The sequence below is a fragment of the Brevundimonas sp. genome (genome assembly GCF_051860745.1).
Taxonomy (GTDB): domain Bacteria; phylum Pseudomonadota; class Alphaproteobacteria; order Caulobacterales; family Caulobacteraceae; genus Brevundimonas.
Genome location: NZ_JBHYDN010000012.1, coordinates 66,452 through 77,838, shown reverse-complemented (window position 1 = coordinate 77,838; position 11,387 = coordinate 66,452). Strand labels below are relative to the sequence as shown.

Annotated in this window: 8 protein-coding genes; 3 read left to right on the top strand and 5 right to left on the bottom strand. The window is 68.6% G+C overall.

The features are described from left to right. Positions 1-260: 260 nt before the first annotated feature. Together ACTIEW_RS12795 and ACTIEW_RS12790 are read right to left on the bottom strand one after the other, a co-directional pair. Entirely contained in the window at positions 261-689 is a 429-nt protein-coding gene (locus tag ACTIEW_RS12795; RefSeq protein ID WP_439478286.1) for a hypothetical protein, read from the bottom strand. 103 nt (positions 690-792) lie between these two features. Then, entirely contained in the window at positions 793-1,521 is a 729-nt protein-coding gene (locus ACTIEW_RS12790; RefSeq protein ID WP_439478285.1) for a glycosyltransferase family 2 protein, read from the bottom strand. A gap of 126 nt (positions 1,522-1,647) precedes the next feature. Here ACTIEW_RS12790 and ACTIEW_RS12785 point away from each other — a divergent pair, with 126 nt between their 5' ends. Then, complete coding sequence (locus tag ACTIEW_RS12785; RefSeq protein ID WP_439478284.1) at positions 1,648-3,321, top strand: ArnT family glycosyltransferase; 1,674 nt, start codon at positions 1,648-1,650, stop codon at positions 3,319-3,321. After that, positions 3,318-4,283, top strand: coding sequence for a hydroxymethylglutaryl-CoA lyase (locus tag ACTIEW_RS12780; RefSeq protein WP_439478283.1), 966 nt, complete (start codon positions 3,318-3,320; stop codon positions 4,281-4,283). Before ACTIEW_RS12785 ends, ACTIEW_RS12780 begins: the two co-directional genes overlap by 4 nt. A 28-nt stretch (positions 4,284-4,311) precedes the next feature. Here ACTIEW_RS12780 and putA read toward each other — a convergent pair whose 3' ends face one another. Continuing rightward, positions 4,312-7,440, bottom strand: coding sequence for a bifunctional proline dehydrogenase/L-glutamate gamma-semialdehyde dehydrogenase PutA (gene putA, locus ACTIEW_RS12775; RefSeq protein ID WP_439478282.1), 3,129 nt, complete (start codon positions 7,438-7,440; stop codon positions 4,312-4,314). Between the two features lie 115 nt (positions 7,441-7,555). Between putA and ACTIEW_RS12770 the strand changes: the two genes are divergently transcribed. Further along, entirely contained in the window at positions 7,556-8,656 is a 1,101-nt protein-coding gene (locus tag ACTIEW_RS12770; protein WP_439478281.1) for a glycosyltransferase family 4 protein, read from the top strand. Positions 8,657-8,729: 73 nt separating this feature from the next. On the opposite strand, the gene ACTIEW_RS12765 is transcribed toward ACTIEW_RS12770, so the two are convergent. Together ACTIEW_RS12765 and lpdA are read right to left on the bottom strand one after the other, a co-directional pair. After that, positions 8,730-9,800 (bottom strand): substrate-binding domain-containing protein, encoded by a 1,071-nt coding sequence (locus ACTIEW_RS12765; protein WP_439478280.1) that lies wholly within the window; start codon positions 9,798-9,800, stop codon positions 8,730-8,732. A 168-nt stretch (positions 9,801-9,968) separates the two neighbouring features. Then, the gene (lpdA, locus tag ACTIEW_RS12760; protein WP_439478279.1) at positions 9,969-11,384 is read right to left on the bottom strand and encodes a dihydrolipoyl dehydrogenase; all 1,416 of its coding nucleotides are present in this window, start codon (positions 11,382-11,384) and stop codon (positions 9,969-9,971) included. Positions 11,385-11,387: the final 3 nt, after the last annotated feature.

The following is an 11,387-nucleotide window of genomic DNA, read 5'->3' as shown; positions in this document are numbered from 1 at the left end:
CCCGCCGCACGTTGATGGCCCTGGCGCCAGACGCCCTCCCCCGCGACGGGATGGGGAGAAGGATAGGCGCGGCCCCAACCCGACAAACAATAAAGTTTCCGGCGCAGGCAGGGTGTTGAACGGGCGGAGTATTTTGTCGACAACCCGACTATGGATTCGCGGATTGTCAGCACAGCGTCACGGATCCTTCTCCCCTTGAGGGAGAAGGTGGCTAACTTCCGATCCATAAAGTACCGCGATGGCGGATAGCCTCAGCCTGATCAGCCGGCGCCGAACTCGAGATCCTTGCGGGCTGAGATGATGGTGACGATGAACCCGGCCAGCACGTCCAGCATGACCATGGTCATGATCAGGAAGAAGGTCGAGGTCGCGAAACCCTTCAGCAGCAGGAAGAAGACGAGGCAGAAGACGAACAGGATCATCGACAGGGCGTGATTGATGATGGCCACCTTCTGGCTCGACGTTGATTTCAGCAGTTCGAAGAACAGCAGGATCAGCGACAGGAAGAGGATCAGGTCGCCCGTGCCGACCGTCCAGCCGCTGCCGGACACCATCGGGATCGTGAACAGCGGATCGCGTAGAGCCTGCTCCGCCGCAGCGAGACCGCCTGACCCCATAAGACCCCCGGACCAGATGACGATCATGTAGATCACGACGGGGATGAACAGTAGCGGGATGGCGATCAGCATGTCGGGCTCCATCGTCGTGCGGTCGCGGAACGGCCGCGCTTGTTAACAATGCTTACCCCGGTTCGCTCCATACGGCTACGCCCGCTCGCGCGTCAGGGGAAAGTCAGAATTCGCTGATTGCGCCGGGCCGGCGCGACCGCGATTTCAGCCACATTACGCCGATCAAATCCGACAGCGAGGCTATCAACCGCCCCCAGTTCGTATATTTCGACCGGCCGGTCTCCCGGTGACGGTGATCCACATCGAGATAGAGGTTCTGATAGCCCTCGCGGATCATCAGGGCCGGCAGATAGCGGTGCAGGTGATCGAAATAGGGCAGGCGCAGAAAGGCGTCCCGCCGGAACGCCTTCAGGCCGCAGCCGGTGTCGTCGGCGTCGTCGCCCAGCAGTTTTCGGCGGATGCGATTGGCCCACAGCGAGGCCTGGCGTTTCGCCTCGGAATCCTGCCGTTTTGCCCGCCGCCCGCCCACCAGAGCCACCGACGACGGCGAAGATGCGAGCAGATCAGCCAATTTCGGAGCGTCGGCCGGCGGGTTCTGACCGTCCCCGTCCAGGGTCACCACGATCGCGCCGCGCGCCGCCAGCACGCCGGTGCGCACCGCGCGGCTCTGGCCGGCGTTCGAGCCGTGGCTGAGCACGCGTAGCGCTGGCAATTCAGTCATCAGACCGCGCAGTTCGGCCAGGGTGCCGTCCCGCGAGGCGTCATCGACGAACACCATCTCGTACGACCGCCCTTCGAACGCCGCAGCGATCTCGCGCGCGAGCGGACCGGCCGCGCCCTGCTCGTCATGCACCGGGACAACGACGGAGATATCGGGGATCGTTTCGTTCATCCCGGCTGTCTAGCGGGTTTCCGCGCCGGGCGGGAGATGGCGCCGGCCCAGGCAGCAAGCCGCCGCGCGGCGAGCGGTAGCCGCAAACAATGACGCGCTGCGAAGCGGCGTGTTAGGAAGATGAACATGACGTCTTTCGATTTCGACCGATACATCGCCGGCTGGCGCGGCCCACTGCTCGCGGCCCTGGTGGCGTTGCTGGCGGGCCTGCCCGGGTTGATGCTGCTTCCGCCGCTGGATCGGGACGAGAGCCGTTACGCCCAGGCCACCTCGCAGATGCTCGAGACGGGCGACTTCGTCGATATCCGCTTCCAGGACGACCCCCGCTGGAAGAAGCCGGTCGGCATCTACTGGATGCAGGCCGTCGCCGTCGCCGTCACTTCGAGCGTCGAGAACCGCGACATCGCCCCCTACCGCATCCCGTCCATACTCGGCGCCATGCTGGCGGCCGCCGCCTGCGCCTGGGCCGGGGCGGCCATGTTCGGCCAGAGGGCGGGCTTTCTGGCCGGAGCCATACTCGGGGCCAGTTTCCTGCTGTCCACCGAAGCCGGAATCGCCAAGACCGACGCCATGCTGTGCGGGGCGGTGACCCTCGCCATGGCCGGGCTGGCGCGAATCTATCTGGCGTCCCGGGCCGGCGAGGTCCCGATCCGACCGCACAAGCTGATGTTCTGGCTAGGGCTGGGACTGTCCATCCTGATCAAGGGTCCGATCGGCCTGATCGTCGTGGCGCCCGCCGTGCTCGCCCTGTCGGTCTGGGACCGCGACGTCAGCTGGCTCAAACGGCTGGGTTGGGGCTGGGGCCTGCCGCTCGTCGCCCTGATCATCGGGCCATGGGCCATCGCCATCACCATCGCCACCGACGGCGGCTTCTGGACGGAGGCCATCGCCGGCGATCTGGCGCCCAAGATCGCGGGTGGCGATGAGGGCCACGGCGTCCCGCCCGGCCTCTATGTGCTGATTGCGCCGATCCTGTTCTTCCCGGCCACCCTGCTGTTGCCCGCCGCCCTTTCCACGGCGTGGCAGAGGCGGACCGAACCCGCGATCCGCTTTCTGATCTGCTGGCTGGTTCCGGCGTGGCTGATCTTCGAACTGACCCCGACCAAACTGCCCCACTACACCCTGCCGACCTTCGGCGCCCTGGCCCTGCTGGCGGCCGCCGCCCTGACCCGTCCGGTGGGCAAGACGTCCCGCTACATCGGGGCCGGGCTGACGATCGCGGTCGGCGCCCTGCTGGCCGTCGGCTCGGTCTGGCTGCTCACGGAGTACGGGCGCTCGACCGCCCAGACGTGGGCGACCATGACCATCGTCTTCGCCATCCTGGCCGCCCTGATCGGCGCCTTCCTGATGCTGCACCGGGCGGCGATGACCGCCGTGATCGCCTCGATCGCCCTGGGCGTCGTCGCCCACGGCACCCTGGCCGGCACGCTCCGTCAGCTTCGCCCCCTCGCCATCGCGCCCCAGCTGGAGAAGGTCCTGTTGACGGCGAACCTGCATCCGCGTCAGGGCCGGGCCGGACCCGTCGCCGTCGCCGGCTTCCATGAGCCCAGCCTTGTCTTCCTCACCGGCCGGGACACCGAACTCACGGACGCCGCCGGCGCCGCGCGCGCCCTCGCCGAGGGCCGACCCGTCATTGTCGAGGCGCGTGACGCCGACGCCTTCCGCGAAGCCGCGGCGCAGTTGGGTGTCGCGGGCCGCGCCGTCGGCGAGGTCAACGGGCACAACTATTCCAAGGGAGAGGATGTCAGCCTGACGGTCTACGCCCCGCCCGGCGGGCCGGCAGCGGAGCCGCAACGGTGAGCCGACCCATCACCATCGTCGAGGTCGGCCCCCGCGACGGCCTGCAGAACGAGAAGGCGATCCTCGAACCGGCCGTTCGCGCCGAACTCGTCCGCCGCCTGGAGTCCGCCGGCGCGCGCCGCATCGAGGCCGTCAGCTTCGTCCATCCGAAATACGTGCCCCAGATGGCGGGCGCCGAGGAGGTTATGGCCGCCCTGCCGCATGAGGCGGGGCGCAGCCGGATCGGCCTGGTCCTGAACGGCAAGGGCTATGACCGCGCCCTCGGCACGACGGTGGACGAGGTCAATGTCGCGATGTCCGCCACCGACGGCTTCGGGCTGAAGAACCAGGGCCTGTCGGTCGATCAGCAGGTCGAGATGCTGGCCGACATCATCGCGGGCCGCGCCAACGCCCCCCCTCCACCGCCTTCGGCGGTCCCCCTCCCCTTTTCAAGGGGAGGAAATGGGTCGCCGGGCGCGACGCCCACCCTGTCGGCGACCCTGTCCTGCGTGTGGGGCTGTCCGTTCGACGGCGAGGTTTCGGCCGATCAGGTCGCCGATCTGGTCGGGCGGATCGCCGAACTGGGTGTGGAGGAGATCGCTCTGGCCGACACCATCGGCGCAGGCGATCCCTGGGCCGTTACGAGTAAGGTCGAGGCGGCGCGAGCCGCTGCGCCCGACGCGGTCCTGCGACTGCATTTCCACGACACCCGCAACACCGGCCTGGCCAACGCCCATGCCGGGATCGAGGCGGGCGTCACCGTTCTCGACGCCTCGGTCGGCGGCATCGGCGGCTGTCCGTTCGCCCCGGGCGCGACCGGCAATATCGCCACCGAGGACCTGGTCTATATGCTCGAGCGGGCGGGCTTTTCGACCGGCTACGACCTCGACGCCCTGATCGTCACCGCCCGCTGGATCGGCGAGAAGATCGGACGGCCGGCGCCGAGCGCGCTGAGCCGGGCGGGGGGATGGCCGAAAGGCTGATCGCCGCCTTTCGGCAACTGCCTGACCGTCAGAGGTTCAGCAGGGCCGGGTCGCCGCCCTGGGCGGAGATGTTGTTGCTGATGGCCTTTTCGGAGGCGTAGCGGATCAGGCTGTAAGGGCCGCCGGCCTTGGGGCCGGTGCCCGACAGGCCTTCGCCGCCGAAGGGCTGGACCCCGACCACCGCGCCGATGATCGAGCGGTTGATGTAGACGTTGCCGGCAGGGACCAGACGCGTGACCTCCTCGGCGAAGGCCTCGATCCGGCTGTGCACGCCGAGGGTCAGGCCATAGCCGCGCGCGGCCAGTTTCGATGCGGTCTGCTTCAGTTCGGACGGGCGATAGCGGCAGACGTGCAGGATCGGGCCGAAGACCTCGCGTTCCAGATAGTCGGGGGTCGGGATCTCGGCGATCGTCGGGGCGAACAGGTGGCCCTTGTCAGCGCCGGCCGGCAGTTCGGCGCGAGCGACGATCTTCGCGTCGCCCTGGAGGCGTTTCAAGTGGGCGTCCAGCGTGGCCTTAGCGTCGGCGTCAATAACCGGGCCGATGTCGGTGGCGGGATCGGTCGGATCGCCCACGACCTGGGCGGCGAGAGCGCCTTTTAGCCCCTCGATCAGGGCGTCGGCGGCGTCGTGCGGGACATAGAGCAGGCGCAGGGCCGAGCAGCGCTGGCCCGACGAGCCGAAGGCCGACAGGATGACGTCGTCGATGACCTGTTCCTTCAGCGCCGTCGTGTCGACGAACATGCCGTTCAGCCCGCCGGTCTCGGCGATGAAGGGGATGATGGCTCCCGGGCGGGCGGCCAGAGAGCGGTTGATCAGGTTGGCCGTATCGGTGCCGCCGGTGAAGGCGACGCCGTCGATTCCGGGATGGCTGACCAGTTTGGCGCCGACCGTCTCGCCGCGTCCGGGGATGAGCGCCAGCAGGTTCGGATCCAGCCCGGCCTTGTAATAGAGGCGCACGGCCTCGGCGGCGATCAGCGGGGTCTGTTCGGCGGGCTTGGCCAGCACCGCATTGCCGGCGGCCAGGGCGGCGGCGATCTGGCCGGTGAAGATGGCGAGAGGGAAGTTCCACGGGCTGATGCAGGCGAAGACGCCGCGGCCGTGCAGGACCAGTTGGTTGATCTCGCCGACGGGGCCCTTGAGCTCGGTCGGGCCGCCGAAGTCGCGCTCGGCCAGCATGGCGTAGTAGCGGCAGAAATCGGCGGCTTCACGGACCTCGGCCACGCCGTCGTTCAGGGTCTTGCCCGCCTCCCGCGACAGCAGGGCCACCAGCCGGTCCATATTGGCCTCGAGCGCATCGGCCATGGCCCGCAGGACCGCGCCGCGGCCCGCCCCGCCCTTGCGGTCCCAGGCGATCTGGGCGTGGGCGGCGGCGTCAACGGCGGCGTCGATATCGGCCTCGCTCGCCTCGGAGACATGGCCCAGCACCCGGGTCGTATCAAACGGATTGGTGACCGGCTGGGGATTGGTCCCGGCCTTCAGCTTGCCGCCGATGATCGGGCCGGCGGTCAGGGTCTCGCTGTCGACCTTCTGCAGCGCGATGGCGTGGCGCTCACGGTCGGCGGCTTGCGAATAGTCGCGGCCCAGCGAGTTCTGGCGGTCCATGTACATGTCCTTCGGGGTCGGGATCTTGGCGTGGCGGTCGGGGTGGGCCTCGACGGCGGAGATGGGGTCGGCGGCGACGGCGGAGGCGGGCACCCGCTCATCCAGCAGGGCGTGGACGAAGGAGGAGTTGGCGCCGTTCTCGAGCAGGCGGCGGACCAGATAGGGCAGCAGGTCCTCGTGCCCGCCGACAGGGGCGTAAGCGCGCACCGTCACCGGGCCGAAGGCGTCGCGGGCGGCGTCGTACAGGGCCTCGCCCATGCCGTGCAGGCGCTGAAACTCGATCTTCACCCCGCGCTCCGAGGCCATCCTGTAGACGGCGGCGAGGGAGTGGGCGTTGTGGGTCGCGAACTGGCTGTAGATGTGCGGCGCGGCCTCGATCATGAGCCGGGCGCAGACGAGGTAGTTGAGGTCGGTCGCGGCCTTGGTGGTGAAGACCGGATAGTCGGTGCGGCCGAAGACCTGGGCGCGCTTGATCTCGGTGTCCCAGTAGGCGCCCTTGACCAGACGCACCATCAGTCGACGGCCCGAGGTCCTGGCCAGTTCGGCGACGCGGCGGATCACCTCGGGGCAGCGCTTCTGATAGGCCTGGACGGCCAGGCCGAGGCCGGTCCAGTCGCCCAGTTCGGGCTCGTGCGCCAGCCGGTCCAGCAGCTTCAGCGACAGGGCCAGCCGGTCCGCCTCTTCGGCGTCCATGGTGAAGTTGATGTCGTACTGCGCGGCGATCCGGGCCAGCCGCAGGATGCGCGGATAGAGCTCCTCCCAGACGCGGTCCTCGTGCGTCGCCTCATAGCGGGGCGACAGGGCCGACAGCTTGACCGAGACGCCGTGGCCCGCCTCGGGCCCCTGACCTTTGGCGGTCGTGCCGACGGCCGTGATGGCGTCGGCGTAGATCTTCTCATAGCGTTCGGCGTCGTGGGCGGTGCGGGCGCCCTCGCCCAGCATGTCGAAACTGCATAGCCAGCCTTCGCGGTTGGACCGCTTCAGCGCCGCCTCGATCGTGCGGCCGACCACGAACTGCTCGCCCATGATGCGCACGGCGGCCGCGACGGCCTCACGGATCACGGGCTCGCCCAGACGGCCGACGATGCGCTTGAGGAAGCCGGGCAGATCGGTGCGGGCCTCCTCGTCGACATCGACCAGCTGGCCGGTCAGCATCAGCCCCCAGGTGGAGGCGTTGACGAACAGGCTGTCGGACTGGCCGAGGTGGCTGGCCCAGTCGGCCGAGCCGATCTTCTCGGCGATCAGCCGGTCGCGGGTCTCGTCGTCGGGCGTGCGGAGCAGGGCCTCCGCCAGGCACATCAGGGCGAGGCCCTCGCGGGTGCCGAGCGAGAACTCCTGGAGGAAGCTCTCGACCACGCCCTGCTTCTTGACGCTGGCGCGGGCTCGCTCGACCAAGCCGACGGCCTCGCCGAGGACGGCGGCGCGCTCGGCGGGGTCCAGAGGCGCGCGGTCCAGCAGCCCCTGGACCGTGGCGGTCTCGTCCGCGAACTTGCCCTGGTCCAGCGCATCCCAATCCTGGGACAGGGCGACGGGCGGAGAAACGTGTGCGTTCATGGCGCGCGTCTTAGACGGTTCCGCGACGGAACGGGAGGGGGCTGCGGCGTCTCGCCAACCGTCGTCCGAGGCGCTAGAGGTTGCGACCGATCAACGGCGGAGCCATCCGGCCCACATGCGCATCGTTCTGGCCACCGACGCCTGGGAGCCCCAGGTCAACGGCGTCGTCCGCACCCTGACCCGGACCATCGCGGAATGCCGCGCCATGGGCCACGAGGTCGAGGTCATCGAGCCGAGCCAGTTCAAGACCATCGCCGCCCCGACCTATCCGGAAATCCGGCTGGCGCTGGGTGCCGAGGAGGAAATCCGCGAGCGGCTGCGCGCTCTTGAGCCGGAGGCCGTGCATATCGCCACCGAGGGGCCCATCGGCATCGCCACGCGGCGCATCTGCGTGGAATGGAAACTGCCGTTCACGACCAGCTACCACACCAAATTCCCCGAGTACGTCTCGGCCCGGTTCCCGATCCCGGTACAGGTCGGCTACGCCTATATGAAGTGGTTCCACAAGCCGTCGGGACGGCTGATGGTGGCGACGCCGACGCTGCGGGACGAGCTGCTGGAGCGCGGTTTCCGCAATGTCTCGCCGTGGTCGCGGGGCGTGGACACCGAACAGTTCAATCCGGACCTGCCGCGCATCTATGACGAGCTGGGCGGCCCAAATGACCCAGGGAGGGACTGGCCCCGGCCCTTCTTCCTCAATGTCGGCCGGGTGGCGGTCGAGAAGAACATCGAGGCCTTCCTCGAAACCGACTTGCCGGGGACGAAGATCGTCGTCGGCGACGGTCCGGCCCGCGCCGAACTGGAGGTCAAATATCCCGAGGCGAAATTCCTCGGCGCCCGGTTCGGCGAGGAGCTGGCGCGCTGCTTCCGCGACGCAGACGTCTTCGTCTTCCCCAGCTGGACCGACACCTTCGGCCTGGTGATCCTCGAGGCCATGGCCACGGGCACGCCGGTCGCCGCCTATCCGGCCCACGGGCCGATCGACATCATCCCCGGCTCGAACGCCGGCGCCATCGACAAGGACCTTCGCACCGCCTGTCTGGAAGCGCTGAAATGCGACCGCAAAGCGGTGCGGGCCTATGCTGAACAGTTCAGCTGGCGCGCCTCGGCGGAGCAGTTCGTCGAAAACCTGCAGCCCTATCCCGAGCCCGAACGCGGGCGGTTCTGGCGCCGCCTGCGGCGGATCGCCCGGCTGAGGCGCAAGGCGGCAGCTTAGGGACTAGGGGCTAGGGACCAGGGCGCGCTGGCGCGCGTCCTACCTCTCCCCCTAGAACCTAGCCCCTAGAACCTTACTTCGCCGGGGCCGTCATCGGCGTCATGGCCGTGGCGATGGCGCGTTGCGCCGCCAGCTGGTCAGCCGGCAGCGGCACCAGACCGCGGTCCTGCAGATAGCCGCCGCGGCCGACGGCGGCCTCGGACATGAACTCCATCACGAACTGCTCCAGCCCGGGCGTCACGCCGACGTGCTGCTTCTTGACGTAGATGAACATCGTGCGGGAGATCGGATACTGGCCCGAGGCGATGGTCTCGAGCGTCGGCATCACGCCGTTGACGCTGTGGGCCTTCACCGTGTCGTTGTTCTGCTCGAGGAAGGAATAGCCGAAGGCGCCGAGGGAGCCCGGGGTCCGGGTCAGGGTCTGGACGATGGCGTTGTCGTTCTCGCCGGAATCGACCCAGCTGCCGTCTTCGCGCAGCGTGTGCGCCAGTGTTTCAAACCGGTCGCCGTCGCTCTCGGCCAGGGCCGCGAGGGCGGGGATGGATTCAGCAGAAGGGGCCATGGCCAGCTCCAGCCAGGAATCGCGCGTGCCCGAGGTCGGCGGCGGGCCATAGACCTGGATGCGGGTCGCGGGCAGGCCGGGGTTTACCTGGCTCCATGTCGTGTTCGGATTGGCGACGAAGGTTCCGCCCGGGCCCGGAACCTCCTTGGCCAGGGCCAGATACAGATCGTCGCCCTCGAAGCGGAAGTCGGGCGCATTGCGGGCCGAGGCGATGACCAGGCCGTCAAAGCCGATCTTGATCTCGACGATATCGGTGACGCCGTTGGCGCGGCAGAGTTCGAACTCCGAGGCCTTCATCGGCCGCGAGGCGTTGGCGATGTCCGGGGTGTTGGGGCCAACGCCCTGGCAGAAGGCCTGGATGCCGCCGCCCGTGCCCAGCGATTCGACGCGCGGCGCGGCGCCGCCCGAGGTTCGGGCGAAATTCTCGGCCACCCGGGTGGCGAAGGGGAAGACCGTCGAGGAGCCCGCGGCCCAGATGCCCGCGCGGGCCGTCTGGTTGCCGGCGGACTGATCGTTGTTGCAGGCCGCGAGGGCGAGCAGGGCGATCGCTGAGGCGGCGGCGAGCAAGGTGCGGGAGGTCATCGTCAGTCTCCGGATCAAGAACGGTTCGCGCCGCTTGGACCACAGGTTTGTGACGGTCGGACCGCCGCTGGTGTGACGGTTCGGCGACGTCCCGGCTTTCGCCGGAATGACGATGGCGGCGAGCGCGCGCTCAGGCAGTGAGCGACCGCGTCGCGAACGTTGGCGCCCTCAAATATGAATCGCGTGGCCCAGCGCCCGCAGCGACGCCTCGTGGAAGGCTTCGCCCAACGTCGGGTGGACGTGGATGATCCCGGCGACATCCTCCAGCACGGCGCCCATCTCCAGCATCTGGGCGAAGCTGTTGGACATCTCGGCGACGTGCTGGCCGACGGCCTGGACGCCGAGCAGACGGTGATCGGATTTCGACGCCAGCACGCGGACAAAGCCGCCGTCCTCGCCCGCCTCGATGGCCAGCGCCCGGCCGATGGCGGCCAGCGGGAAGACGGCGGTGATGACGTCGTCGCGGCCCTCGACGTCCAGCGGGCCGAGGCCGGCGGAGACGATCTCGGGCTCGGTGAAACAGACGGCGGCGATGGTGACGGGGTCGAAGCGGCGGTCGTGGCCCCCTTTTCCAGAAAGATGGGCGATGATCTCGGCCACCACCTCGCCCTGGGCCGAACCCTTGTGGGCCAGCATGGGTTCGCCGGTCAGATCGCCGACGGCCCAGACGTTCTTCATCGAGGTAGCGCAGCGGTCGTCGATCTTCACGAACGGCCCGGCCATGGCCACGCCCATGTTCTCCAGACCCCAGCCCTTGGTGCGGGGGCGGCGGCCGACGGTGACGAGAACCTTGTCGGCCTTGAGCTTGAGGGCGGCGCCGTCCTTGGTGGTGATGTTCAGCTGGCCCTTTTCGAACGAGCCGGCCTTGGCGCCGAGGTGCAGTTCGACGCCGTGCTTCTCGAGCCATTTGGCCACCGGGTCGGTCAGGGCCTTGTCGTAGAGCGGCAGCAGGCGGTCGGCCATTTCGACGATGGCGACCTCGGCCCCCAGCTTGCGGAAGGCGATGCCGAGCTCCAGCCCGATATAGCCGCCGCCGACGACGACCAGCTTGTTCGGCACCTTGTCCAGCGACAGGGCCTCGGTCGAGGAGATGACGTCGCCGCCGAACTTGAGGAACGGCAGTTCGACCGGCTCGGAGCCGGTAGCGAGGACGACGTGTTCGGCGCTGATGGTGATGTCGCCGTCGGCCGTCCTGACCGTGCAGGTCTTGGCGTCGGTGAAGGTCGCCCAGCCGTTAATGACCTTGACCTTGGCCCGCTTCAGCAGGCCCGCGACGCCGGCGTTCAGCTTTTTGACGATGCCGTCCTTCCACGCCGTGGTCTGGGCGAGGTCGATGGCGGGTTTTGAGGCCGTGATGCCCAGTGTGCCGCCGGCGGCGGCCTTGGACACCGTCTCGAATTTCGAGGCCGCGTGGATGATGGCCTTGGACGGGATGCAGCCGACGTTGAGGCAGGTCCCGCCGAGGCCGTCGCCGCCGTCGACCAGGATGGTGTCGAGGCCCAGCTGGCCGCAGCGGATGCCCGCGACATAGCCGCCGGTGCCGGCGCCGATGATGAGGACGTTGGTCTTGATCGTTTCAGCCATGGT

What these genes read in the sequence shown, in the direction of transcription:
- ACTIEW_RS12795 (WP_439478286.1), bottom strand. Translation starts at nt 689, where the DNA reads ATGCTGATCGCCATCCCGCTACTGTTCATCCCCGTCGTGATCTACATG.
- ACTIEW_RS12790 (WP_439478285.1), bottom strand. Translation starts at nt 1,521, where the DNA reads ATGAACGAAACGATCCCCGATATCTCCGTCGTTGTCCCGGTGCATGAC.
- ACTIEW_RS12785 (WP_439478284.1), top strand. Translation starts at nt 1,648, where the DNA reads ATGACGTCTTTCGATTTCGACCGATACATCGCCGGCTGGCGCGGCCCA.
- putA (WP_439478282.1), bottom strand. Translation starts at nt 7,440, where the DNA reads ATGAACGCACACGTTTCTCCGCCCGTCGCCCTGTCCCAGGATTGGGAT.
- ACTIEW_RS12770 (WP_439478281.1), top strand. Translation starts at nt 7,556, where the DNA reads ATGCGCATCGTTCTGGCCACCGACGCCTGGGAGCCCCAGGTCAACGGC.
- ACTIEW_RS12765 (WP_439478280.1), bottom strand. Translation starts at nt 9,800, where the DNA reads ATGACCTCCCGCACCTTGCTCGCCGCCGCCTCAGCGATCGCCCTGCTC.
- lpdA (WP_439478279.1), bottom strand. Translation starts at nt 11,384, where the DNA reads ATGGCTGAAACGATCAAGACCAACGTCCTCATCATCGGCGCCGGCACC.